19 protein-coding genes are annotated in these 24368 nt (G+C 62.3%); 1 reads left to right on the top strand and 18 read right to left on the bottom strand.

From position 1 onward, the window contains the following. Positions 1-90 precede the first annotated feature (90 nt). The 4 genes from ASE80_RS18230 to ASE80_RS18215 are packed head-to-tail and all read right to left on the bottom strand — an operon-like array spanning position 91 to position 2407. On the bottom strand, positions 91-570 hold the full coding sequence (locus tag ASE80_RS18230) for a VOC family protein (protein ID WP_056860165.1): 480 nt from the start codon (positions 568-570) through the stop codon (positions 91-93). A 50-nt stretch (positions 571-620) separates the two neighbouring features. Further along, positions 621-1022: an ester cyclase gene (locus ASE80_RS18225; protein WP_056860164.1), complete on the bottom strand. Its 402-nt coding sequence runs from the start codon at positions 1020-1022 to the stop codon at positions 621-623. Positions 1023-1038: 16 nt separating this feature from the next. Next, a complete protein-coding gene (locus ASE80_RS18220) occupies positions 1039-1758 on the bottom strand; it encodes an SDR family NAD(P)-dependent oxidoreductase (protein ID WP_056860163.1) in 720 nt (239 codons plus the stop codon). 28 nt (positions 1759-1786) lie between these two features. Next, positions 1787-2407 (bottom strand): LysE family translocator, encoded by a 621-nt coding sequence (locus ASE80_RS18215; protein WP_056860162.1) that lies wholly within the window; start codon positions 2405-2407, stop codon positions 1787-1789. Positions 2408-2643: 236 nt separating this feature from the next. On the opposite strand from ASE80_RS18215, the gene ASE80_RS18210 reads away from it, so the two are divergent. Then, positions 2644-3132: a DUF2867 domain-containing protein gene (locus ASE80_RS18210; RefSeq protein WP_056860161.1), complete on the top strand. Its 489-nt coding sequence runs from the start codon at positions 2644-2646 to the stop codon at positions 3130-3132. A 154-nt stretch (positions 3133-3286) separates the two neighbouring features. On the opposite strand, the gene ASE80_RS31905 is transcribed toward ASE80_RS18210, so the two are convergent. The 14 genes from ASE80_RS31905 to treZ all read right to left on the bottom strand — a co-directional run bounded on the left by ASE80_RS31905 (position 3287) and on the right by treZ (position 24340). Further along, positions 3287-3991 carry a methyl-accepting chemotaxis protein gene (locus ASE80_RS31905; RefSeq protein ID WP_256598176.1) on the bottom strand — a complete coding sequence of 235 codons (705 nt, stop codon included), beginning with the start codon at positions 3989-3991 and terminating at the stop codon, positions 3287-3289. Positions 3992-4963: 972 nt separating this feature from the next. Continuing rightward, on the bottom strand, positions 4964-7126 hold the full coding sequence (locus ASE80_RS18200) for a TonB-dependent siderophore receptor (RefSeq protein WP_056860159.1): 2163 nt from the start codon (positions 7124-7126) through the stop codon (positions 4964-4966). Between the two features lie 159 nt (positions 7127-7285). Then, positions 7286-8305 carry an alpha/beta fold hydrolase gene (locus tag ASE80_RS18195; RefSeq protein WP_056860158.1) on the bottom strand — a complete coding sequence of 340 codons (1020 nt, stop codon included), beginning with the start codon at positions 8303-8305 and terminating at the stop codon, positions 7286-7288. Positions 8306-8444: 139 nt separating this feature from the next. Next, positions 8445-10991: an autotransporter family protein gene (locus ASE80_RS18190; RefSeq protein ID WP_056860157.1), complete on the bottom strand. Its 2547-nt coding sequence runs from the start codon at positions 10989-10991 to the stop codon at positions 8445-8447. Between the two features lie 245 nt (positions 10992-11236). Continuing rightward, positions 11237-11998 carry a PIG-L deacetylase family protein gene (locus ASE80_RS18185; protein ID WP_056860156.1) on the bottom strand — a complete coding sequence of 254 codons (762 nt, stop codon included), beginning with the start codon at positions 11996-11998 and terminating at the stop codon, positions 11237-11239. 177 nt (positions 11999-12175) lie between these two features. Beyond that, positions 12176-12835 carry a glycosyltransferase gene (locus tag ASE80_RS18180; RefSeq protein WP_056860155.1) on the bottom strand — a complete coding sequence of 220 codons (660 nt, stop codon included), beginning with the start codon at positions 12833-12835 and terminating at the stop codon, positions 12176-12178. Beyond that, positions 12832-13431: an SAM-dependent methyltransferase gene (locus tag ASE80_RS18175; RefSeq protein ID WP_056860154.1), complete on the bottom strand. Its 600-nt coding sequence runs from the start codon at positions 13429-13431 to the stop codon at positions 12832-12834. Before ASE80_RS18175 ends, ASE80_RS18180 begins: the two co-directional genes overlap by 4 nt. Then, on the bottom strand, positions 13428-14186 hold the full coding sequence (locus ASE80_RS18170; protein ID WP_056860153.1) for a PIG-L deacetylase family protein: 759 nt from the start codon (positions 14184-14186) through the stop codon (positions 13428-13430). The genes ASE80_RS18175 and ASE80_RS18170 overlap by 4 nt, the downstream gene beginning before the upstream one ends. After that, positions 14183-15181, bottom strand: a complete 999-nt coding sequence (locus ASE80_RS18165; protein ID WP_056860152.1) for an acyl-CoA dehydrogenase family protein — start codon at positions 15179-15181, stop codon at positions 14183-14185. Before ASE80_RS18165 ends, ASE80_RS18170 begins: the two co-directional genes overlap by 4 nt. 1 nt (position 15182) lies before the next feature. Further along, positions 15183-17342 carry a glycogen debranching protein GlgX gene (glgX, locus tag ASE80_RS18160; RefSeq protein ID WP_056860151.1) on the bottom strand — a complete coding sequence of 720 codons (2160 nt, stop codon included), beginning with the start codon at positions 17340-17342 and terminating at the stop codon, positions 15183-15185. A 124-nt stretch (positions 17343-17466) separates the two neighbouring features. Next, entirely contained in the window at positions 17467-17736 is a 270-nt protein-coding gene (locus ASE80_RS18155; RefSeq protein ID WP_017138916.1) for a DUF2934 domain-containing protein, read from the bottom strand. A 24-nt stretch (positions 17737-17760) separates the two neighbouring features. After that, positions 17761-20517, bottom strand: coding sequence for a malto-oligosyltrehalose synthase (locus tag ASE80_RS18150; RefSeq protein WP_056860150.1), 2757 nt, complete (start codon positions 20515-20517; stop codon positions 17761-17763). After that, positions 20514-22598 (bottom strand): 4-alpha-glucanotransferase, encoded by a 2085-nt coding sequence (malQ, locus tag ASE80_RS18145; RefSeq protein WP_056860149.1) that lies wholly within the window; start codon positions 22596-22598, stop codon positions 20514-20516. Before malQ ends, ASE80_RS18150 begins: the two co-directional genes overlap by 4 nt. Beyond that, positions 22595-24340 carry a malto-oligosyltrehalose trehalohydrolase gene (gene treZ / locus ASE80_RS18140; protein WP_056860148.1) on the bottom strand — a complete coding sequence of 582 codons (1746 nt, stop codon included), beginning with the start codon at positions 24338-24340 and terminating at the stop codon, positions 22595-22597. The genes malQ and treZ overlap by 4 nt, the downstream gene beginning before the upstream one ends. Positions 24341-24368: the final 28 nt, after the last annotated feature.

The following is a 24368-nucleotide window of genomic DNA, read 5'->3' as shown; positions in this document are numbered from 1 at the left end:
CTCGCGAAAGCGGTGTATCAGTGGCCGTTAAATTGACTGACCCACCGCTTTCGCGAGCAAGCCCGCTCCCACTTTAGGTTTGTGTTGCGTTCAACGCCCAGCTACCGCAGCTTCGATGGCGGCCACGTCAATCTTGGTCATGGTCATCATCGCATCGAACGCACGCTTGGCGATGTCAGGGTCGGCGTGAGTCACCGCCTCAGACAAGACGCGCGGGGTGATCTGCCAGGACACGCCCCACTTGTCCTTGCACCAGCCGCAGGCGCTGGCCTGGCCGCCGTTGTCGATAATGGCGTTCCAATAGCGGTCGGTTTCGGCCTGGTCGTCCGTGGCCACCTGAAACGAAAACGCTTCGGTGTGCGGGAACGCCGGGCCGCCATTCAGGCCCAGGCAGGGGATGCCCAGCACGGTGAAATCGACGGTCAACACATCGCCTTGCTTGCCCGCCGGAAAGTCGCCGGGGGCATGATGCACGGCCTTCACAACGCTGTCCGGAAACGTCTCGGCGTAGAACTTCGCCGCCTCCAGGGCGGTGCCGTTGTACCAGAGGCAGAGGGTGTTTTTGTTCATCTTGGGTCTCCACGGGTTGGTCGGGTGTAGAGAGTCTAGACGACAGTCGATCAAGGCTTATCGGGTGTCAGCTGTTGGGCTATCGCGGCTTTGTCGATCACCGACCAGACCTGCGCAATTTTGCCGTCGCGGCACTCGTAGAACACGTTTTCATCGAAGCTCACCGTCCTGCCATTGATCGGCAGCCCGAAGAACTCACCTCTGGGGCTCACGGTGAAATTCAACCGGCTGGCGACGGTAGGCGGGTCGGCTACCAGCAGTTGGATGTGAAACACCAGGTCGGGGATCTCACGAAAGTCGCGTTCCAGCATCGCGCGGTAGCCTGCCAGGCCGACAGCGGTGGCGTTGTAGGTCACTTGCGGGTGGACGAAGTGGCCCAGCTGTTCCCAGTCCTGGCGGTTGAGACAATCGATGTAGCCTTGGTAAAAGTCGGCGAGCTCGGTTCGGGTCATGTCGCGTTCTCCTTGGTCAAAAGCGCTCGTCAAGGATGGCGGGCAAGGTGATGTCCTTGACGAAACTGGCCGAAGACAAACTCAAGGCCATCCGCACCACCTGCACCACATCGTGCACGGGAATCGAGTGGCCTTCATCGCGTTGCGCGGCCTGGGCGCGTGGTGTGCTCAGCGGGTCTTCGGTGTTCAGGTAGCCCAGATTCAGGCACGTCACCGCCAGGCGCTGGTTTCGGTAGCCTTCGCGCAAGGCATCGGCGATTCCGCGCAGGGCGAATTTGGAGGCACCGAAGGCAACTTCCGGGCGACCACTTTGCGGCAGGCCGGAGGTGGAACCGGTGAGGATAATCCTCGGGTTGGCGCTCTTGAGTAGCACCGGCAGCAGGCGTTTGATCAGCAGGATGGTTGAAGTGATATTGCAACTGACGATGGCTTCCAGCTGGTCGTCGCTGTCGTCGGTGAACAGGTAGGCCGGGTCGAAGGCTAACGCTTCCCAGATGCCGAGGTTGTAGATCAGCGTGTCCAGCCCTTGCTCTGCTACTGCGTCGGCAATGACCTGCGCAGCCTTGGCAGGCTCGGCCAGGTTGGCCTCGACCCAATGCAGGTGCACACCGGCAAGCGGCGCGAGGATTTCAGGACGGCTGCGGGAAACACCGATCAGTGTGTCATCGGGCTCACCAAGGCCTTCAATCAAGGCTTTGCCCAGGCCTTTGCTTGCACCGACTATCAGGGTTTTCATCGACTTTTCCTTGTCTTGGGGGAGATAATTAAGTCCTGCGCGCCATCAACAATACCGTCGCCGCCGCCGATAACAACCCGGCGCAGCAACGATTGAAAATCCGCTTGCCACTGGGCTCGGCAAACCAGCGGCGCATGTGCAGGCCCATATACGCGTAGGCACTGATGGCGATCCATTCAAGCGCCAGGAACATCGCACCCAGCAGCGCGAATTGTGGGGTGATCGGTTGGCCTGGCACCACGAATTGCGGGAGGAACGCGGTGAAGATCAGGATGGCTTTCGGGTTGCCGGCCGCCACCAGAAACTCCTGACGCGCCAAGGCCCACAATCCCACCTGGTGCGTCGCTGATTCAGCTTCTTGCTCTGGATTAGCCCGCCACAGCTGAAACGCCAGATAAAACAGATACGCTGCACCGAGAATCTTGATCCCGTAGAACAGCAGCTCCGAAGTCTGCAACACCACCGCCAAACCGGCAGAGGCGAGGGCGATCATGCCGGCAAAGGCCAGCAAACGGCCAATACCGGCAAGGCAAGACGTGCGATAGCCATAGCGCGTGGAGTTGCTCACGGACAGCAGGTTATTGGGGCCGGGCGCCATGTTCAGGGCGAAGCATGCGGGGAGGAAGAGGGCGAGGGTGGCGAGGTCCATGGCGGCTCTGGGTTGGGGTGGATGGAAGCGTTGAGGATAAATGCAGTCGAGGCGCTTGAGCAATTAGCGCGTGAGCCCCCGCGCGCGTGGGGCACAATCACGAAGTCAGCCCCTGAGGTCAGATTTATCTTGGCTTACTACGATACCCAGCCTGCCCCGCGCTTTACTTGAGTCGCCATGCAAAATAACCTGCGCCCTGCGTCATCACACACCGCGTTTTTCAGGGAGAAAATCAGTTGGTTACCACGAACATTGTTCACGCGCTGGGTGTACCGACAGCGCTTGATTACTACGACCGCAGGTCGGTCCTGTTGCCCGCTGATATCACTGCACTGGAGGCGTGGAACATCATGACCGCCGAACCTGGGGTGTTCATGCAGTTGGCCTTTCGAATCCGCGACGGGATTTCTTCGCGGTTCGGTGTGAAACGTATCGGTGGGTTCTCGGGCTCACCGCGAAACACCGTGCAGGCGGGCGAGCGGCTGGATTTTTTCCTGGTAGAACACAGCGCCCCGGACGTGTTGGTGCTGACCGAGCGCGACCGGCACCTGGATGTGATGATTTGTCTGTCGATCACTGATCGGGTGTTTACGATTACCTCATCGGTGCTTACCCATAACACCTTTGGGCGTCTGTACATGTTGCCGGTGGGGCCGGCGCACAAGCTGATCGTCAACAGCAACCTGAGGCGACTCAAACGCACGCTGGATGCACTGGAACAGTAGCCTGTCGCCAAGCTGCGTACCTGAAGAACCTGGTACTCAGAGGCACGCTTGTGTCAGTGGCTGGCGCACCCGCACGGTGTATGCCTTGGCGCGGATGCGGGCAAGAAAATCGGCGATTCTGCCAGGCTGAGCCATCTTCACGCTGACGCTGTCTTCACGGATGAAACCTGCGCCCCAACGCATCCAGCCTTATCGCAATCGGCGGCAACCGCTCACTGCTGCGCGCCAGGGTTTCCACATCATCGGCGGTACTTTGCGCAATGTTTTGCACTGACTGCAGGCGCCCGACAATCTCCAGGTTGGCCGAGGTCTGTTCGCGGGTGGTCGTCACGATTCGCCCGTTCAGCTCGTCGATATGCGCGATGTCGGCGCCCACGGCCTGCAACATGTCCACTGCCAGTTGGCTGTCTTCCACACAACGCGCTACACCTGCCTGGCTGTCGTGCATGGCCTCGACGGCTTGGCGGCTGCCGTGTTGCAGGCCTTCGATGATCTGTTTGATTTCCTGGGTGGAGACGGCGGTGCGTTGCGCCAGGCTGCGGACCTCGTCGGCGACCACCGCAAAACCTCGGCCTTGCTCGCCGGCGCGGGCGGCTTCGATGGCGGCGTTGAGCGCCAGCAGATTGGTCTGGTTGGCGATGCTGCTGATCACTTCGAGTACCGAGCCGATCTGCTCGGCTTGTGTGGCCAGGCCTTGCACCGTCTCATTGGTGCCGTTGATGCGTGAGGCCAATTGGGTGATTTCATGCTGGGCGCGACCGACACTGTCCTGGCCCCGTGCAATCTGTTGGCTGGCTTTGCCCGCGTGTTCCACGGCTTGCTCGACGTGCAGGGTAATGTGGCCAGTGGCGTCTTCCATGCGCTGCATTGAGTCGGTCATCTGGTTGATTTCGACCAGTTGATGGCGCGCACCTTTTTCTAATGTGCCGCTGGCGCTGGCCAACGCCTGGCCGAGTTGGCCGAGACCGTGGGAGTCGCGGGTCACGCCATCGATCAGGTGGGTGATCTGCTGCAGGAAGTGGTCGAAACGCTTGGCCAGGGACACATGCGCCTTGCCTTCACCCTGGGCGGTTTCTACCGTGAGCTGGGACGTCACGGCGAGCATTTTTTCCAGCATTTCCTGGCTTTCGACCGCCTCGGCCTGGCTATGAATGGCGAGGTAGAGCAGGGCGACCGTCTCCATCACTACGTAGAAAGCGTGCACGAACACCATGTTCCAGCCGCCATGATGGTCCATCACAAACACCGGGAAACCCTGGTGCTGCAACGCGTGAAACACCACGTGGTGGACGGCGATGGTCACCGCCGCGACGAGGATCGGCAGCCAGTCGCGGTAAAACGTCAGCACCGCCAGCAGTGCGAAGATACCGAAGTGCGATTCGATCAAGCCCTCGGACTGGTTGATCTGCAGCGCGGCCATGACCATCAGGCCAGCGCCCAGCAAACAGCGCATCAATCGGGTGCCTCCGAGGGCGCGATAGAGCAGTGTGAGCACCACGCTGGCGCCGCCGCCGACGATCACGGCTTGCAGCCAGGTGTCGTGCCAGAAGGCCAGGCCCAGGGAGAATAGAAACATCAGCCAGATCAACGCCAGCATGATGCGGTCGGCTTTGCGGTAGTGCTCCAGGAAACGGGCGCGTTCGGGCATTCACTTTTACTCCATGTGGTCGAGCCAGGAACAAAGCATGTGGCGTGCCACGAAGGGCCGCCGGTAAAAAGCAAAGCAGGTATCAGGTTTTTTGCCGGATCAGCTGTAACCAATCGTTATCGGCAGTGGACAGGAAGACTTAAGAACGGCCGCCCGAACGGGCGACCGAAAATACAAACAGGGTCAGAAGCTATATTTGGCGGTCACCATCATATTGCGCGGTGCGCCGTAGGAGTCGCCGCCATAGCTCACGGAGCTGGAGATGGACTGGTAATACGTGCGATCAAAGATGTTGTTGGCATTGAGCTGCAGGTCCAGATGCTGGTTGACCTGGTAGCCAGCCATCAGGTCGGTCACGGCATAGGCGCCTTGTTTGAGGCGGTAGGTGCTGCCGTCCGCGACTTTGAAGTCGTTGTACAAACGGCTTTGCCAGTAGACGTTGCCGCCTATGCGGAGTTTTTCCAGAGCGCCCTGGAAGTGGTAGTTGGTGGTCAGTTTGAACAAGTGTTCCGGGATGTCGGTGTCGAACTGTTTGTTAACATTTTGCGGGTTGGCGTCATCCTTGATGGTGTGGGTGCGTGCATAGGTGTAGCCGCCGCCAACCTGCCAATTGGGGGTCAATGCGCCCTGCAGTTCCATGTCGATACCCTGGCTGCGAATCTCGCCTGAGGCTACCGCGCAGGATGCTTGCGGGCAGTTCGGTACTACGACCGCCACGGCACGGTTTTCCTGGTCTACACGAAACAGCGCGACACTAGCATTCAGTGCGCCGCCCAGGTATTCGCCCTTGATACCGACCTCATAGTTCTTGCCGACAATCGGTTTGAGCGGTGTGCCGGTGCTGTCCTTGTCACTCTGCGGAGTAAAGATGTCGCTGTAGCTGACATACACCGAGTGGTGGTCGTCCAGGTCGTAGATAAGTCCGGCGTAGCGGGTGAGGTTGCGCGTGACATGGTAATCGCCATCGTTGCTGCCATGGGCATCGTAGTCATACCAGTCCAGGCGGGCGCCCAGGATCAGCTTCAGCGGGTCGGCCAGGCTCAGGCGTGTGGTGAGGTAGACACCATCCTGGGTGGTGACGTCGCGGTCGCTGGTGGTGTGGACGAAGTCCGGTTTGCCCGCCGTCAGTGGCCAGTTCAAGTTGTACGGGCTGTAGTTGTGGGTGGTCATGTCAAAGATGCGGCGGCTGGCGCCGACCACCAATTCATGGGTACGCCCGAAGGCCTGGAAGGGGCCGCTGGCGAAGGCGTCGACGCCGGCCTGGTTTTCATCGTAAGAGGCCTGGTAAACCGTGCGCGCCAGGGTGTTGTTGACCCAGCGCGACTGGTAGGAGCCCGAAAACAGCGCGTCCTGCTCAGCGTAGTTGGCGTTGATCTGCAATTTCCAGTCGTTGGCCAGGCGCTGACGCAGTTCGGCAAACACCGTGTTGATTTCCTGGTCCTTGTTCTCCCAAGTGGTCCCTGGGTTGTAGGAGCGCGGCAGGTTCAAGTGATGGCCGTCCTGGCCAACCATCGAAGATCCCCAGAAGTAATTGGTCTTGTCCTTCTGGTTCGAGAAACCGAGGGTCAGGGTGGTGTCTTCGCTGAGGTCTGCCTCGGTGACGGCATAGAACAGGCCGTGGTCTTCCTTGGCTTTGTCGATAAAACCATTGGCGTCACGGTAAGAGGTCACAACCCGGCCGCGCCATGTGCCACTGTCATTGAGTGGGCTGGAGGCGTCCAGCTCGCCACGGTAGTCGTCCCAGCTGCCGGCGGCGCCGGTGAGGGTGACCTTTTGCTCGTCCAGTGGTCGCTTGCGTATCAGGTTGATGGCCGCCGAAGGGTTGCCTGCACCGGTCACCAAACCGGTGGCACCGCGTACGATCTCGACGCGGTCGAACATTGCCAGGTTCGGCTGGGCGCCGACTGAAACGCCGTTATAGCCGGTGGGGATGCCGTCATACATCAGGTTGTCGATGTCGAAACCACGTGAGGTATAGGATTCCCGCCCAGGGCCACTGGAGAAATTCAGGAACAAACCTGGCGTGGCTTTTACCACGTCGTTGATGCTGGTCATCGCCTGGTCGTCCATCCGCTGACGGGTAATGACCGTGACCGCTTGCGGGGTTTCACGCAGGGTAAGCGGCAGTTTGGTCGCGGTTGCCATCGAGCCGGTGGTGTAGGAATGGCTGCCTTCGGTCGTCGCACCGAGGACTTGCTCAGTGTTGATCTGCGTCGCACCCAGCTCAACCACCTCTGGCGGCTGTTGCGCGTCGGCGGCGAAGGCCGCAGGCGAGGTGGCAAGACAAACCGCCAATGCCATCAAACTGGGTGTAAAAGCTTTGCCACCATGAAGTTGCACAGACATGAAACGGAGTCTCCCCTGAACGCCGTCCCTAGCGAATAATAAATCTGTTGATAATTATTCGCATTAGTGTGGCAGATCGGGCCGTAGCAAAAAAGCCTTTGGGGAGACATAGTTAACAAAAATTTCACATCTTCCATAGGTGGCATATGGCTAGAGCCGTCACAGCTGGTCGGCGTCTATGACGGCCTTGGCAAACGCCGCCGGCGCTTCTTGCGGCAGGTTATGGCCGATGCCGCCGCTGACCAGACGGAACTGGTACTTGCCGGTAAAACGTTTGGCGTAGTCCTCCGGTAGCGGGTGCGGCGCACCGTTGGCGTCGCCTTCAAGGGTGATGGTCGGCACGCCAATGCTCGGCGACTGCGCCAGTCTTTGCTGCAGGGCCGCGTATTGCGCTTCGCCCTGCACCAGGCCGAGGCGCCAGCGGTAGTTGAACACCGTGATGGCCACGTGATCGGGGTTGTCCAGGCCTTTGGCGCTGCGCTCGAAGGTGGCGTCGTCAAAGGCCCACTTCGGCGAGGCGGTCTGCCAGATCAGCTTGGCAAAATCGTGGGTGTTTTTCTGGTAGCCGGCGGCGCCGCGTTCGGTGGCGAAGTAGAACTGATACCACCACTGCAATTCCGCTTTGGGTGGCAACGGGTTTTTGCCGGCGGCCTGGTTACCGATCAGGTAGCCACTGACGGACACCAACGCCTTCACGCGTTCGGGCCACAGCGCCGAGACAATATCCGCCGAACGGGCGCCCCAGTCATAACCGCCGAGCACCGCTTGCTGGATCTTCAGCGCGTCCATGAAGTCGATCACATCCTGGGCCAACGCTGCCGGTTCACCGTTGCGCAGGGTCTTATCCGACAGAAAACGCGTGTCGCCATACCCACGGGCATACGGGATCAACACGCGATAGCCCTTGGCGGCCAACAGCGGCGCGACGTTGGCGTAGCTGTCGATATCGTAGGGCCAGCCATGCAACAGAATCACCACTTGGCCATCGGCCGGGCCAACCTCGGCGTAGGCCACGTCCAGCAGGCCGGCCTTGATGTGCTTGAGCGTGCCGAAACCGGCTTGGTGCTGCGCTGCCGCGGGTTGCGGCTCGGGCATCTCGGCATGGGCCATGCCCACGGCAGTGAAGGGCAACAGGGCAAAGGCGAGGAACAGTGGGTGGCGTTTCAACTGAGCGTGCATGGCGAGCCTCCTTGGGCTTGATGTGTGCCGGGTGCTCAGTTGAACGTCGCGCTGTATCGGCTGTGTTTCAGCAAACGCTGTGGGTTAAACGTTGTGTATCGCAACGTCTCCTATACACAGACTGATACAAACATGCGGTTTAGAAATCCATGCTCAGCCCCAGTGTGACTTGGCGACCGTTGAGCGCGTTGCTGTCCAGGTTGCGGTTGTAGCCCAGTTGGCTGTACAGGCTGATGCCTTTGGCAATGGTCAGGTTGGCGCCGAGGTTGAGGTCCAGCGTGGTCGACTTCTGCTCAGTGTCGATGTCGGTAGCATCATCGAATCGCACCGTGTTGGTGCCGGCTCGGGCATGCCAGATGTTGGCGCGCACATACGGCTGCAGCGGCATGCCACGCACTTCATAACTGCCGCGCAGGCGGGCACCGAGACGCGTGGTAATGTGGGTGTCGGCGTCGTAGGCGACGGCGGAGATCCGGTCGTGCTGGCTGTCCAGTCGGGTGCGGTCAACGATGAGCTGGGCTTGTGGCTCCAACTCCCAGTGTGCGCCCAGCGTAAAAGGCCTGCCCACCTCGGCGGAAGCCAGTGCATTGCTGCCTTTGGTTTTCATCTTGATACCCCGCTCGGACTCGTTGTTGCCGGTGAAGCGGGTGCCCATTACCACCAGGTCCAGATACGCGCGGTTGGCGCCGATCAGTGTCCAGTAGACGCCCAGGCTGTCGCCGCGCAAGGTGAGGCTGCCCGCGTGCTTGTCCTGGAAACCAGCGTTGAAGCCCTTGACGTCGCCTTGCAAGCGGCTGTGGCCGACAAAAAAGCCGACTCGGTGAGTGTTGCCGTTGTCCGTGGTGGTGGCGTACAGGTCGCTGCCCACCTGGAACGCCGACACTGAGCTGTCCAGCGTCGGGCTGACCGTGCCGGCAAAGCGCTGGCGACTGTTGCCGCCGAACACGCGGGCCCAGCCGGTTGGAAACACTCCGGTCGGTTGTTGCCGACCCTGATCGCCCTGGCGTTCATGGTAAGTGCCCAGCATCCCTTGGACGATGTGTTCGGCGGCCTCAAAGAGCACCGAGTAAACCGGCACTTCAGCGCGGTAGAGGGGGATGGCGGCGCTGCCCGAGCTGGGTGGCAGTGCCGGTGTGCCAGGCGCAGGGGCGGGCGCCGCTATCACCGCACCGGGTGCGGGGAGGGCAGGCACGGTGGAGCGCAGGTAATAATTTTGCTCAGTACCGGCAGTCACGCCGCCTTTAAACAACTGATAGTCAAACGCACCGGCAGACACGGGGCCCGCCAACGAGAAAGCGCCGACGCTGCTGGTGGCGCCCTGGGTTGCCTGCACCACCGCAATGCCATCCTGCACGGTCAACGCACCTGCACCGCCCAGGTTGGTGATGCTGATCGCCGTGGTGCCCTGCAGTGTGCCTTGGCTGACCACCAGTTTGTCGCTGGCGGAGTTATCCGCACCCAACACCGTTTGCAGCGCCAGCCGACCGCCCGTGCCGATGTAATTGCCATTGACCGTCAAACTGTCGGTCGCACTGGAACTGCCGGTGGTCATGTCGATCAGGCCTGCATTGTTCAAGCTCACCAATTGCCCGGCCGTGAAGGGTGAGAGGGTGCCGGTGGTAACGCTCAATCGGCTCGTTGCATCGATGCTCATCGCGCCCGTCCCGGTATCACTGCTTCCCAACACGAATACGCCGCCCAGTGTCAGGGCTGAGCCATTGACTAGAAACACCCGTTCCCAGCCGGTGTAGTGGCTCGGGGCACTGGTTTGTGTGGCGTCAAAGGTCAGTGTGTCGTTACCCAGGCCGCCGTCCAGTTGGGGGTTGGAGGCCAGCAAGGTCTCGCTGAGGTTTTTCAACAGGGCAGCATCATCATCGGCGCCCATGAGGATTGCCCCATTGATGGTTCCCCCATCGATCCAGATGAACTGATCGGCGCCGAAGCTGGTGAGGATTTGGCCGTTGACCCAGCCACCACTGACCCGAATCAGATCCACGCCGGCGCTGGTGCTGATGTTGCCGCCGATGATGCTGGTACCCGATACCAGAATGGTATCCCTGCCAAGCCCAGTGACAAGGTTGCCGACGATGGTCCCGCCGCGCATATCGAAGACGTTGTTATCGAGTTTCATGTCGACCCGGCCAAGGGTGCCGCCGGTCATCAGCGCTTGATCGCCGTCTTCAAAAGCGCCCTTGACGGTGCCACCGGTCATGGTAAAGGTGTCATGCCCATCGCCTTGGGCCAGGGATTCGATGGTGCCGGCGCTCATGACAAAGTTATCGACGCCCCCGCCCTGGATGATCGCCCCGGCCTGCCCGCCGCTGATCTGTGCCAGGTCCGCGCCATCCCCTTGGGTGACGGCCCCGACGGTGCCCAACGTCAGGCGAAAGATGTTCGCGCCGTCACCCTGGTCCAACGCCCCATTGATTGCAGCTGTCGCACCGTTGATCTCCACCGAGTCGTTGCCGGCACCGAAGGTGACAGCGCCATTAAGGGTGCCGCTGCCGCTGAGGTTCAGCGTGTTGTTGCCGGCTGTGTCGGTAAAGCCCGGTGCGGCACCGCTGTCACAGGTCGAGGTGTCATTGCCGGCGGTGGTGTTGATCGTGCAAGCGCCTGGCGACGGCAGTGGCCAAGCCGCCATCAACGTGAAAGCCAAATACGTGAGAGAAACTGGCAGTGTGCGCATGACTGCTCCTTGTCAGAAGTTAGTTCCTGCACCTGGACAATCAGGTGCAGCTCTAGCCATGGCAAGGAAGTGCGCGATACGGAGCAGGGACTACAAGTTACCTGTTCGGCGAAAACACCGGCGAATGCAAGAGGTTGGCATGGCTTTCTCGACTGCACGTCAACCCGTGCAGGACTTTTTGCACCCTAGTCGCACATTGCGCCGGCCGCTACTGTGAGAATTAACAGGTACAGACGAGCGCTGCCCTAGGCAAACACGATCTCATAGGGCTCACGCATGCGCTCCAGCAATTCCTGGGCAAGCATCGGCGCCAGGCCGATCTCCGGGTCGCCGACCAATTGGCTGGCATACGCGTGGGCGGCGTGAAGTTTGCGCGCGACGCTCCAGCTGTCCAGGCGCACTTTGCGCGCGCGTTGCCAGGGGATCACCGAGCCTTCGCGCAGCGGCCAGTGCCAGGCCCATACCGGCAGCTCATACAGGCGCGCGCCGGTGAGCATGCAGGCTTTGGCGCTGGCGCGGCCGACGGCGTCATGGTCGTCGTTGCCGTCGTGGCGCCAGGTGGTAAACACCACGTCGCCCGGTTGCAGGTAGCGCGCAATGAACTGGCTCATGGGTTGTTCGCGGGCGGCGAGGGCGTTGTCACAAAACCCGCCGCGAATCCACTTCAGGCTGTGCAGTGGCATGCCCAGGCGCCGCAGTGCCTCGGCGCTTTCCTGCGGCCGGATCACACTCAGGCGGCTTGCCGGCCAGGCATTCGAGCCTGGGTGACTGGCGCTGCCATCGGTGATCGAGATCAACTGCAGCGGGTGGTTGAGGGTGCTGAGCAGTTGTAATAAACCGCCACAGGCTAACACCTCGTCGCCGGGGTGAGGCGCGATGACCACCACGCGCGCGCCGCGTGGCACCAGGGAGGAGGGCTTGATAAAGGGGATGTGCGCCAACTGCGGCGCACTGTTCCAGATTTGCGCAGGGCCGCGACGGCCCTCGCTCAATGAGGCAGATTTCATGGGTGTCACGTCCTTGTCGAATGATGCCGGGTCGTACCCCGTTGACGGGACGACGCTCTTGTACTCAGCACAGGCTCCGCTGCGATGAACTGCGGCCATCCAACCCTGGATGACCAGCAAGGCGATTTCAGCATAGTCAAGGATTCGGCGTTTTTACATCTTGCACGGCCTAAATTTTCAAGTGGCCTGCATCAGGCTCTTCAGGTAATCACCAAAACCGCCCTGTGCACGGCAGTCCAGGCGCGCGCTGGTAATCACCTGGGGCGTGTGGCTCCAGGCGATTGAAGCGCCGCAGCGTTCCAGGTTGCGCACCAGTTGCACATCCTCGTGGCAGGCCAGCGGCTCGAAACCACCGGATTGCACATAGGCAGCGGCGCTTACGCCCAGGTTGGCACCGTGAATATGCCGATGGCCGTCGCGGGCCTCGTAGGCTTGGGTGTAGCGGATCTGCGCGGCGGCGTCGAAGCCTTCGCTCCAGGCATCCACCGTTACCGTGCCGCACACGGCATCGGCGCCCAAGGCCAGTTGCGCCACCAACCAGTCGGGGGCGACACGGCTGTCGGCGTCGGTGCACGAAATCCAGCGCGCACCCTGGTTCAACAAGTGCCGCGCACCCACTCCGCGCACCTGCCCGACGTTACGTGCCTGCACGTGTAAACACTGCACCGGATACGCCTGGGCAATCGCCGCGCTGCCATCGCTGCAGCTGTCGAGCACGGCCAGGATCTGCACCGGTTCGCCGAGCAAGCCCGGGTGGCTGGCGGCAATCATTGCGGCTTTGAGGCAGTCGCCCAACAGCGCTTCTTCGTTATGCACCGGGATCAGAATGCCGATCATCGCAAGCCCTCATGGGTGGCGACCGAAGTGCCGTCACGGCTCCACAGGTCGAGTAGAAAGTCACTGTCGTGATGCTGGACGAGGTGGGCCATGCCCAGGCGTTGCGCGAGCATTTCGTGCACCTGTTCAGCCGTTTGCGGGCAGCCGTCGATGCGGGGGCGCCAGTGGCAGGCAAGCAGTTGGCCATTGTCGGTCAGTGCGTTGAGCGCGCAGTCGATCAGGCGCTGTAAGTCTTGGGTGTCGAGGTAGTAGCACAGCTCGCTCAACACGATCAGTTCGAATTGGCCGGGCGGCCATTCCTGAGGTAAACGGCTTTGCCGGATTTGGGCATGGGGAAACGCCATCAAGCGGGTTTGCGCCAGCGCCACGGCCGCGGCGGCCGTGTCGCAACACACCAGGCGGTCGCAGCGCGCTGCCAACTCGGCACTCAGCTCACCGTTGGCGCAACCGGGTTCAAAGATCGACGTGTAATGAGGGCGGGTCAGCACCGCCAGGGTCAACGCGCGCTTGCGCTGTTCGTACCAGCGCTGGCGAAAGGCCCATGGGTCGTCATTGCCGGCGAACAACTGATCAAAATACGGCGTGGCCACACTCATACAAACACCACTTCAAAAGGTTGCAGCAAACGCTCCACCACATAGGGTGCCAGCACCGGTGCCAGGCCCACCTGCGGGTCGCCTTCCAACTGGCTGGCAAAGGCATGAATGGCGTGACGTTTACGCGCCACCGCTTCAGGTGTCAGGGCGATCTTGCGCGCACGGTGCCACGGCACCTGGCTGTCTTCGGGCGTTGCCCAATGCCAGGTCCACACGGGCAGCTCGTAAAGGGTGGCGCCGACCGCCTGCGCCGCCTTGGCGCTGGCGCGGCCAACGGCTTCATGGTCGCAATGGCCGTCTTCGCGCCAGGTGGTGAACACCACGTCGGTGGGCTTGAGATAACGCTCTATGAATGCGCTCAACTCATCTTCACGGGCCGCGACCTGGCTGTCGGCAAAGCCTGCGCGCAGCCACTGCAAACTGTGCAATGGCAGGCCGAGACGGTGCAGAGCCTGGGCCGATTCCTGCGGGCGCACCACGCTCAAACGCTGGACCGGCCAGCGCCTGGAACCTGGGTGACTGGCGCTGCCATCGGTGACGGAAATCAGCTGGATCTGCCGGCCCAGCAGGGCCAGGCCTTGCAACAGGCCGCCACAGCCCAGCACTTCGTCATCCGGGTGCGGAGCAATGATGACGGCGCGGTGCCCCGCCGGCACCAACTGCTCGACACTGATCTGCGGCAACTGGGCCATCAGGGAGGAAGCTTGCCACTGGTGCAGTGGCGTGCCCTGGCCAACGATGGGGTTGGGTTTCATAACAGCCACCTCCCTGTGGGGTCGTCCGCCACCAGCTTTCCCAACGCCGCCAGGTCGCGCTCGGCGTGGCTTTGGCGTACATACACGGGTAAGTCCGCCATCAACTGGGCGAAGTGCGGATCTTTGCAATAAGGCCCGGCACCCACCGCGCGACCGACATGTTGCATGACCTGTTCGACCGTATCCTCGATGCACGCCCGTGCCTGTTGGGCCAACTGCTGAGAATCGGCGCGAGGGTCGCGGTCGATCTGCTCAGCGGCGTCGCGCAGTACACAGGCGGCGCTGTTGAGCACGCTGTCGACCGCGCCCAAATGCGCCAGCGCATGGGGTTCAGAGCGTTGGCTGCAATGTGCGCGCAGCACTTCGGCCAGGCGTTGAGCACCGCCATACCAGCAGGCGGCGATACCGACGCCGCCGTGCCAGAAGCCCGGCCGTGACAGGTAGTCGCCCGGCTCGCCGACCGCAATGCCGCGGGCCTCATCGAAGAGGATTTCGACACTGCCGGTGGCCGCCATGCCCACGGCTTTCCAGCCTTCGTGGGTGACGGTGACGCCGGGCTGAGCCATCTCGACCGCGACCAATTGCTGGCGGTCGTCTTCGTCCCAGGCCGTCAGCAAGCCATGGCTGACCACCGCTGCGCCGGAGCACCAGGCTTTGCGCCCATCGACGATCAGGCGCTGGCCGTCACGGCGCACACGCACCTTGGCCGTCGGCGGTTCGGCGGCCCACATGCCCCAAACGCTGCCCAGGGGCGGCAAGGGGCTGTCGAGCTCGGCGATGATCGCCAGGGCATCAGTGTGGCCTTCGAACAGCTTGCACAGGCGCAGGTCATGACCTGCCACCTGTGCCAGCCGGCTGAAGCGCTCGAGCGTCTGGCCGCTGCCGGGCAATGGCAGTTGGTCCAGGCCTTCTTCCTGAAGCGCCTTCAGTGCAACGCCCAGCGCCTGAGTATCGGCGTAGCTGCGGTTGCCTTGAAGGAATCCATGCAGGGCCATGTCACACCTCATCGTCTCGTTGCAGTTCGAACAGTAGCAGGGAGCGGCCCGTCACCGCGTATTCGTGCTCGAAATCAAAACGCTCCTGCCCGCGCACTGCCGGGGCATTGGTGTCGAGCATACAGGTCCAGAATTCCCCCTGCGGCACCGGCGGCAGGCGGAAATTCACCATGTCGTGGTGGGCGTTGACCACCAGCAACAGGGTCGCGTCACCGCCTGGGCGACGAATCCCGGTTTCCTGGGCGCGGCCGTCCATCAGCATGCCCAGGCAGCGGCCATGGCTGTCTTCCCACTGTTCGGTGCTCATCTCGTTGCCATCCGGCGCCAGCCAGGTGACGTCTTTTACGCCGAGATCTTCGTTGTAGTCGCCCACCAGGAAGCGCCCACGGCGCAGGATCGGGTAGGCCAGGCGCAACTTGATCAAGCGTTTGACGAACTTGAGCAGTGCCTTGCCGTCGTCGTCTAGGTCCCAGTTGACCCAGCCGATCTCGCTGTCCTGACAATAGGCATTGTTGTTGCCGTGCTGGGTGCGCGCGAACTCGTCACCGGCCACGATCATCGGCGTGCCTTGGGCCAGCAGCAGCGTGGCGAAGAAATTGCGCATCTGGCGCAGGCGCAGGGCGTTGATTTCCGGGTCTTCGGTGGGGCCTTCGACGCCATGGTTCCAGGACAGGTTGTTGTTGCTGCCGTCCTGGTTGTTCTCGTCGTTGGCCTCGTTATGCTTGTCGTTGTACGACACCAGGTCGTGCAGGGTGAAACCATCGTGTGCGGTGATAAAGTTCACCGAGCTGTAGGGTCTGCGCCCCCGATGGTTGAACATCTCGCCCGAGGCGGTCATACGCCCGGCAAAGTCCGCCAACTGGCCGTCATCGCCTTTCCAGAACGCACGCACGGTGTCACGGAAGCGGTCGTTCCATTCCACCCAGCCTGGTGGGAAGTTGCCCACTTGATAGCCGCCGGGGCCGCAGTCCCAGGGCTCGGCGATCATTTTCAGCTGGCGCAGCACCGGGTCCTGGCGGCAGGCCACGAGGAAGCTGTGGCGCTCGTCGAAACCGTCGCGGTAGCGCCCCAGAATGGTCGCCAGGTCAAAGCGGAAACCGTCCACGTGCATCTCGGTGGCCCAGTAACGCAGGGAGTCGGTGACCATTTGCAGCACGCAAGGGTGGCTCAGGTCCAGGGTATTGCCGGTGCCGGAATCGTTGATGTAGAAGCGCTTGTCGTCGGGCATCAGCCGATAGTACGAAGCGTTGTCGATGCCGCGCATCGACAGGGTAGGGCCGCGCTCGTTGCCCTCGGCGGTGTGGTTATAGACCACGTCGAGGATCACTTCGAGCTTCTGTTCATGCAGGTGCGCGACCATCTCCTTGAACTCGGCGATCTTGCCGCTGGCCAGGTAGCGCGGGTCGGGCGCAAAAAAGGCGATGCTGTTGTAGCCCCAATAGTTGGTCATGCCTTTTTGCAACAGGTGCTGGTCGTTGACGAAGGCGTGCACCGGCAGCAGCTCAACGGATGACACGCCGAGCTGGCGAATATGCTTGAGCACGTCATCTTCCATCAGCCCGGCACAGGTGCCGCGCACCGACTCGCCCACCGACGGGTGACGCATGCTGATGCCACGCAGGTGGGTTTCGTAGATGATCGTGCGGTCCCACGGCACCCGCACCGGCTGGTCGTTGCCCCAGGTGTGTGCGGGGTCGATGACCTTGCACTTGGGCACGAAAGGCGCGCTGTCGCGTTCGTCGAAACTGAGGTCGTCGTCCGGGTGGCCGATGGTGTAGCCAAACAGCGCCTCGGACCATTTGAGTTCACCCACCAGCTGTTTGGCATAGGGGTCGATCAGCAATTTGTTGTGGTTGAAGCGGTGACCATTGGCCGGGTCATACGCACCGTACACGCGGTAGCCGTAAATCAGCCCTGGGTGGGCGTCGGGCAGGTAACCGTGGAAGGTTTCGTCGGTGTATTCGGGCAGTTCGATACGTTCAAGCTCGACCTCGCCGGTGTCATCGAACAGGCACAGCTCGACCTTGGTGGCATTGGCTGAGAACAGCGCAAAGTTGACGCCCAGGCCATCCCAGGTGGCGCCTAGAGGGAAGGGCAAACCTTCACGAATCCGCGACGGCTCGTTTTCCGACGTGGCTGAGTTGTTATCGGGTTTGCTCATTAAATTGCTCCTGCAAGGGTCTTTTTTCGGGCCGAGCGCTACCGTGCCGACGGTTGCTCAGCTGACGCACTGAAAAGTAAAAAGGGCCGCCTGCCGAGCGTGTCGGCAGGCGGCGCGTGGGCTGTTAAGGTTTGGGCTTTTTCGGCGCCGCAGGCTTCTTGGCCGCCGGCGGTGCGGGCTTGCTGGCTGCCGGGGCCGGCGGCTTGGCTTTTGGCGCAGGCTTGGGTGCGGTCTTGGGCTTGGCCGCAGCCTTGGGTTTGCTCGGGGTCAGCGCTTCGGCTTCGGCCAACTTGCGCGCCATCTCCCAGTGGCGTGCATCTTCACCGTGGGGCTTGCCTTCGGACTCCCAGATCTGATGCGCCAACTCGCGTATGCGTTTGTCTTCAGTACTCATCGCAATACTCCTCACAGAAAATTTTCAGCTTTCTTGATCATCGGAATTGATAAAGACATTGACCGGGAAATCCCCCAGGGCAGCGCTGATCAACAGCTCCTTGTTTGGTGTGACTGCGCCTGTATGAAAAAGTCCCTTCCAGTTTTGTGTTGTGGTGGCGAACGGTAATTTCACCCGCGTATCGCCCCAAACCTGCGCATTGATATGGGGCTGTTCACCGTTTTCCAGCAAGCGATGGGGCCAGCGTGGCACCACCACCAGCAGGTGTTTGCCCTGATACGCGCGGCAAAATGCGACGACGTGATCGGCGTGTTTGCCCAGCACTTCCAGCGGGGTGTAGCTGCCGCGTTGGAAGAGTTCGGCATTGGCCTTGCGCACGGCCAGCACCCGGGCAATCAGCGCCTGTTTGATACGCCCGTCGCGCCAGTGGGACAACAGCTCGCCGACGTTCGGTGGGGTCTCCAGCGCGTGTTGCCGTGCGTTGAAATCCACCGGGCGGCGGTTGTCCGGGTCTACCAGGCTGAAGTCCCAGAACTCATCGCCCTGGTACAGGTCCGGTACACCCGGCACGGTGATACGAAGCAAGGATTGCGCCAGGCCGTTGAGTGCACCCGCCGTGGCGATAGCCTGGGCGGCACTGCCGATGGCATTGCGTAACGTGGCGCCGGCATCGCTGAGCAACAGGCGTGACAGGAAGGCTTCGACCGCCTGTTCATAAGCTTCGTTGGGCGCGCTCCAACTGCTTTGCAACTTGGCTTCGCGCAGGGCTTTTTGCTGCCATTGCCACAGGCGTTGCTGGTAAGGCTGCATGTCCGGGTTGGTATCCAGCGGCCAACTGCCGAGCAGCACTTGATAAAGGATCAGTTCATCGCCCGCCGACGGGCTGTGTGCATCATCGCGCAACGGTGCGGCGAGGCGGCGCCAGTGCTCGACCTGTTCGACATACCACGGCGCGCATTCGCTCAGTACCGCCAGGCGTGCCCGCGTGTCTTCGCCGCGCTTGTGGTCGTGGGTGGCGGTGGCCAGCAGGTTGTCGGGGAAGGTCTGCAGGCGCTGCTGATTGGCCGCATGAAAGTCCGCCAGCGGTGCACTGAACTGTTCGGTGCTGAAGCCCACATCGTTACGCGACAGCAGCACTGCCGAGCGGTAGAAGGCGGTGTCTTCCACCGCTTTGGCGGCCGCCGGCGACGTGAGCTGCTGGAAGCGCACGCAGGCATGCTTGAGCATCTTGCGCTCACGGCCCACCGGGCGATTGCGCCACGGCTGGCCGCCCAGCCATTTTTCCAGGTGGTCGAGCACTGGCCAGTCGCCTTCGCCCAAGGTGCTGCGGGCACCGGCCAAGGCTTGCAGGAAAAACACATCATCGTGCGCACTGCGCCCACGGGCGCTGATGTAGGTGCGGTACACCGGGAAGTGCACGATCAACTCCTGCAAGGCACGGCGGATCGCGCCCAGGGTCAGGTCGCGGGTCATCACGTCATCGCGGGCCACTTGCAGCAGCGCCTGGGCCACGCTCTCGAAGTCGCCGGCCAGGGAGCCGTTGAGAATCTGCTGGCGGGCCAGCCAGGCTTCTTCGATAAAGGCCGCGGGCCGTTCGCTGTGGCGCGTCCACAGCTCAGCCAACGGCCCAAAGCCTGCCGGGTCGTGTTGCAACAGCGACAGCTGGTTCATGAACTCATAGCCGGTGGTGCCGTCTACCTGCCAGTCTTCGCGCAGGGTTTCGCCTTCACCGAGGATCTTTTCCACGAAGATCGGCAAATGCCGGTTGGGCGAAAGGGAGTCCACGCGCCGGCGCAACTTGCGGCAATACCCGCGTGGGTCGGCCAACCCGTCGATATGGTCGATGCGCAAGCCGTCCACCAGACCTTGGCTGATCAGCTCGAAAATCTTGCCATGGGTGGCTTCGAACACGGCGCTGCGTTCAACGCGCAGGCCGCCCAGTTCGTTGACGTCGAAGAAGCGCCGCCAGTTGATATCGTCCGCTGCGGTGCGCCAACTGGCCAGCCGATACACCTGCTGTTCCAGCAAGGCGTGCAAGTGAGTGAAGCCATCCGGCTGGCGCCCGTCGAATTCGGCCAGCCGGCTTTCGATGGCGTGCAGCACCGAGGCTTCAGTGGCTCGTTCGGCCAGCACGTGTTTGAGCCAGCCGGCTTCGGTGTAGGCGTCATCCTGGAAGGCAAGGGCGCTGAAACGGTCGGCCAGGGGCTTTAACGGCTCATCGCTGCCCAGGATCATGGCGTAGTCACGCGGGCAAATCGGGAAGCGGTGCTCGTAATGCTCGACGTAAAACCCGCCTTGGTCGGCATCGAACTGGAGCTTCAGGTCGCCGCTTTGCAGCGCTTCACCGTAGTCGCTGCCCAGAAACGGCATCAGCAACTGGCCTTTGAGCAGCGGGTCCGGCGAGTGCCACTGGATATCGAAAAACTCACTGTAGGGGCTCATGCGGCCCCATTCCAACAGGTCCAGCCACCACGGGTTGTCCGCGCCGCCGACGGCCATATGGTTGGAGACGATATCGAGGATCAGCCCCATCCCATGCGCGCGCAGCGCCGCAACCAGCCTGTGCAAGGCCGGCTCGCCGCCAAGCTCGGGGTTGACGCGGGTCGGGTCGACCACGTCGTAGCCGTGCATGGAGCCGGCGCGGGCGGCGAGCAGCGGCGAGGCGTACAGGTGGCTGATGCCGAGCTGGGCAAAGTAGGGCACCAGGGGCACGGCATCATCCAGGGTAAAACCTTTATGAAATTGCAGGCGCTGGGTCGCGCGCAGGGGTAATGCATTCATCGGTCACGCTCATGGGCTTGGTTGCGCGCCACGGCCAGCAACTCCAGACGACGGGCGGCGCCGTTGTTGTCGAGCAGGCTGGCAGCCTCACCCGGCAGGCGGCGGCGCCAATTGGGGTGGGTGTCGGTGGTGCCGGGCAGGTTGGCTTGTTCCTCGATGCCCAGCGCGTCTTCCAGCGGCAATAGCACCAGCGGCGCGCGGGTGTGGCCCAGGTAGCGCACGCTGGCGTCGATCATATGGTCGGTGTCGTTGCGGATTTCATCGACGAAGTTCTGCGGGTCCTGGCTCAAGGCCTGGCGCAGTGCCTGGCGTTCGCGCAAGCGGTGTTCGCTCCACTGCTCCACGGTGGGCGCATCGATCAGGCCCAGCTGGATATTCCATTCAATATCGCGGCTGTGCCACCAGCCGTTGAGGGTCGGCAAGTCGTGGGTGCTGGTGGTGGCCAGCGCGTTGTCCGGCCAGTCGAGGATCGGCGTGAAGTGGCCTTCGTGGTTTTGCTCAAAGAGCAACACGCGCATGCCCAGGATCGAGCGGCCGCTGAGTTTTTCGCGCAGGCCATCGGGCACCGTACCCAGGTCTTCACCGAGCACGATGGCCTGGTGGCGGTGGGATTCCAGCGCCAGCAGGCGCAGCAGGTCATCCACCGGGTAATACAGGTAGGCGCCGTCGCGCGGCGTAGCGTCCATGGGAATGACCCACAGGCGTTGCAGGCCCATCACATGGTCGATGCGCAGGCCGCCGGCGTGGGCGAAGTTGGCCCGCAGCATCTCGATAAAGGCGCGAAAACCGTTGCGCTTGAGGCCTTCGGGGGAAAACGCCGAAATGCCCCAACCTTGGCCCGCGCGGTTGAGAATGTCGGGCGGCGCGCCGACGGTAAGGTTGGCCAGCAACTCGTCCTGCCGGCTCCAGGCCTGGCTGCCGCCGCCGTCGGCGCCCACGGCCAGGTCTGCGATCAGGCCGATGCCCATGCCGCTGCCACGCGCGGCTTGTCGCGCGCGCTCCAGGCAGCGGGCGATCAGCCACTGGCAGAAGGCGAAATAGCCGATTTCATCCGCATGCTCGGCGGCAAATTGCGCCAGCGCCGGGCTCTGTGGCGAGCGCCAGGCTTCGGGCCAGTGGCGCCAGTCGAGGTCTTCACCCGCGGCGGCGCGCAGGGCCTGCACGGCTTCGAAGCGACAGTGGTTTTCCAGGGCTTCGCCGCCGGCCTGGCGAAAGCTCAGGAAATCGGCGTGTTGCGGGTGCTGGCCGTGGCGGAAATCTTCATACAAGGCGCGCAACAGACGCTGCTTGGCGCGGGCGGCGGTGGGCCAGTCGATCAGGCTGAGCTGCTCCAGCTCGTGCAGCTCATCGGTGAGGTCCAATGCCTCGATGGCGTTGCGCACTTCGCGCTCGCCAAGGATGCAGGCGGGCGAGGCATACAGGCTGTTGAGGAACAAACGGCTGGAGGGTGAATAGGGGCTGTAGCGCTCGGTGTCGGCGCTGAACATGGCGTGCATCGGGCTGATGGCCAAGGCGTCCGCGCCGCGCTCGGCGGCGCTGCGGGCCAGGTGCTCCAAGGCCAACGTGTCACCGAAACCGCCGTCACCCAGACGGCGCAGTGCATACAGCTGCGCACTCAGGCCCCAGGCGCGGGCCGATTGGCTGTCGACCGCTTCACCGACGCTGTAGCAATGGGTCGGGGCCACGGCCAGGGTGAAAGTTTGGTCTTCAATATGCACCTGGTGATAACCCAGTGCTATCACGCCGGGCAGTTCGGCATTGCCATCCAGGCGCAATTCGAGGGTTTCGCCCTGTTCCAGGCTGACGCGGCAGGGTGTGTCCGGGGAGAAGTAACGCGCGAGGTCCAGACCCGCGCCGGTGTCCACGGTCATCAGCGGCGGCAGGTGCTTGTCTTGTTGCACCCGTTCCATTTCGAGCAGGCTGGCATCGATCTCGGCGTCGGTATCGGCCGGGTGGCCCAGGCCTTTGAGGACGGCACGCAAGGCGGCGGGTTTGACATGTTGCGGGCGGCCGTTTGCGTCGATCCAATCGACGGCCAGGCCCGCGCGGCTGGCGAGTATTTCCAGGTTCGCTTCGCTCAAGGGTGATCTCCAACAGGGGATAAGGCGACGCGTGCACTCAATGGCGCCAGTTGCGCGCCTTCATGGCCAGACGTCTCGAATAGCAGGTGTGGCGGCGCCGGGTGATCCAGCGGCGTGGTGCCCAGGTTCAGGTCGATCTGCAACACGCTGCCATTGCCCAGGCGCCAGCGCGCGGTGACGGCGCCGTCGGCCAGTACCTGCGCGCCCAGGGCCACGCTGCCCGGCAAGTGCGGCACGATATGCCGATGGCGCAGGCTCAGCAGCTGGCGGTATAGCTGCGCGTGTTCGTTCTCGGTGAAGCGGGGTGCTGACTGTAGAAAGGTCGGCAGCGCGTTGGGGTCGGGAATATGTTCGCGCCGTTCAGGGTCTTTAAACGCGGCGAAGTCGGCGAATTCGTTGCGTCGGCCTTCGCGCACGGCTTCGGCCAGCTCACCGTGGTGATCGGTGAAAAACAGGAACGGCTGCTCGGCGTTGACTTCATCGCCCATGAACATCAACGGAATCATCGGTGACATCAGCAGTAAGGTGGTGGCGGCTTTCAGCGCCTGGGGTGAGCACAGTTGGTGCAGGCGCTCGCCCAAGGCACGGTTGCCGACCTGGTCGTGGTTTTGCAAAAACGCCACGAAGGCGCTGGGTGGCAGGTCCCCGCTGGGCTCGCCGCGTGTGTGGCCGTGGCGGGTGGTGTGGCCTTGGTAGACAAAACCTTCGCCCAGGCAGCGCGCAAGTTTCTCGGTGGGGTCTTGCGCGAAGTCACTGTAATACGCATCCGTTTCGCCCGTGAGCAGCACGTGCAATACGTTGTGGAAGTCGTCGTTCCACTGCGCATCAAAGTCGTGCGTGAGCAGGCTGGCCTGGTTGAGTTCGTTTTCCAGTACCAGCCACACGTGCCGGCCGGTGTCCACCTGCTGGCGTACCCGATGCGCGAGTTCCTTGAGGAAACCGGGGTTGTCGATGGCGTGCACCGCGTCCAGGCGCAGGCCGTCGAAGCGGTACTCGAGCAACCACATCAGCGCGTTGTCGAGGAAAAAGTCGCGCACCTCGCGGCGATCGAAATCAATGCCGGCGCCCCAGGGCGTGTGCACATCTTCTTCAAAGAAGCCTTGGGCGTACTGGCCCAGGTAATTGCCGTCGGGGCCGAAGTGGTTGTAGACCACATCCAGGATCACCGCCAAACCGTGTTCGTGGGCACTGTCGATCAGGGCCTTGAGTTGTTCGGGGGAGCCATAGGAGGCTTGCGGGGCGTAGGGCAGTACGCCGTCGTAGCCCCAATTGCGCTCGCCGGGAAACTGCGCCAACGGCATCAGTTCAATGGCGGTAACGCCAAGCTCGGCCAGGCGGGGCAGCTGTTTTTCAACAGCGGCATAACCGCCCATTGCGCCGACATGCAGCTCGTAGATAACCGCCTGATGCCAAGGGCGACCTTGCCACTGGCTGTGTCGCCATTGATAGGCGAGGGGATCGACGACGATGCTCCAACCGTGTACGTCAGTCGCCTGAGCCCTGGAAGCGGGATCGGGCACGTCGTGTTCGCCATCGATGTTGTAGCGGTAACAAGTGCCCGCCGGGCACTTGGTTTCTACCTCGAACCAGCCATCTGCCTGGGGCAGCATGGCGATGGACTTGCCGTCTTGCAATTCAACGCTGACATAAAACGCGTCTGGCGCCCACAAGGCAAAACGCGTGTGTTGCGCGTCCAGCATGATTGCGCCGTGGGGCCAGGTTTCCAGAGTCCGTGACGGCATCTATGAAGACCTCCCTTTTTTTAAACAA

Source organism: Pseudomonas sp. Leaf15 (assembly GCF_001421425.1).
GTDB classification, from domain to species: domain Bacteria; phylum Pseudomonadota; class Gammaproteobacteria; order Pseudomonadales; family Pseudomonadaceae; genus Aquipseudomonas; species Aquipseudomonas salomonii.
Note: the sequence above shows the minus strand (reverse complement) of the source record. Positions and strands in the feature narration are given on the sequence as shown.

What these genes read in the sequence shown, in the direction of transcription:
- ASE80_RS18220 (WP_056860163.1), bottom strand. Translation starts at nt 1,758, where the DNA reads ATGAAAACCCTGATAGTCGGTGCAAGCAAAGGCCTGGGCAAAGCCTTG.
- ASE80_RS18165 (WP_056860152.1), bottom strand. Translation starts at nt 15,181, where the DNA reads ATGGCCCTGCATGGATTCCTTCAAGGCAACCGCAGCTACGCCGATACT.
- ASE80_RS18180 (WP_056860155.1), bottom strand. Translation starts at nt 12,835, where the DNA reads ATGATCGGCATTCTGATCCCGGTGCATAACGAAGAAGCGCTGTTGGGC.
- ASE80_RS18200 (WP_056860159.1), bottom strand. Translation starts at nt 7,126, where the DNA reads ATGTCTGTGCAACTTCATGGTGGCAAAGCTTTTACACCCAGTTTGATG.
- glgX (WP_056860151.1), bottom strand. Translation starts at nt 17,342, where the DNA reads ATGAGCAAACCCGATAACAACTCAGCCACGTCGGAAAACGAGCCGTCG.
- ASE80_RS31905 (WP_256598176.1), bottom strand. Translation starts at nt 3,991, where the DNA reads ATGGAAGACGCCACTGGCCACATTACCCTGCACGTCGAGCAAGCCGTG.
- ASE80_RS18170 (WP_056860153.1), bottom strand. Translation starts at nt 14,186, where the DNA reads ATGAAACCCAACCCCATCGTTGGCCAGGGCACGCCACTGCACCAGTGG.
- ASE80_RS18185 (WP_056860156.1), bottom strand. Translation starts at nt 11,998, where the DNA reads ATGAAATCTGCCTCATTGAGCGAGGGCCGTCGCGGCCCTGCGCAAATC.
- ASE80_RS18225 (WP_056860164.1), bottom strand. Translation starts at nt 1,022, where the DNA reads ATGACCCGAACCGAGCTCGCCGACTTTTACCAAGGCTACATCGATTGT.
- ASE80_RS18175 (WP_056860154.1), bottom strand. Translation starts at nt 13,431, where the DNA reads ATGAGTGTGGCCACGCCGTATTTTGATCAGTTGTTCGCCGGCAATGAC.
- ASE80_RS18215 (WP_056860162.1), bottom strand. Translation starts at nt 2,407, where the DNA reads ATGGACCTCGCCACCCTCGCCCTCTTCCTCCCCGCATGCTTCGCCCTG.
- ASE80_RS18190 (WP_056860157.1), bottom strand. Translation starts at nt 10,991, where the DNA reads ATGCGCACACTGCCAGTTTCTCTCACGTATTTGGCTTTCACGTTGATG.
- ASE80_RS18230 (WP_056860165.1), bottom strand. Translation starts at nt 570, where the DNA reads ATGAACAAAAACACCCTCTGCCTCTGGTACAACGGCACCGCCCTGGAG.
- ASE80_RS18195 (WP_056860158.1), bottom strand. Translation starts at nt 8,305, where the DNA reads ATGCACGCTCAGTTGAAACGCCACCCACTGTTCCTCGCCTTTGCCCTG.
- treZ (WP_056860148.1), bottom strand. Translation starts at nt 24,340, where the DNA reads ATGCCGTCACGGACTCTGGAAACCTGGCCCCACGGCGCAATCATGCTG.
- ASE80_RS18155 (WP_017138916.1), bottom strand. Translation starts at nt 17,736, where the DNA reads ATGAGTACTGAAGACAAACGCATACGCGAGTTGGCGCATCAGATCTGG.
- ASE80_RS18150 (WP_056860150.1), bottom strand. Translation starts at nt 20,517, where the DNA reads ATGAATGCATTACCCCTGCGCGCGACCCAGCGCCTGCAATTTCATAAA.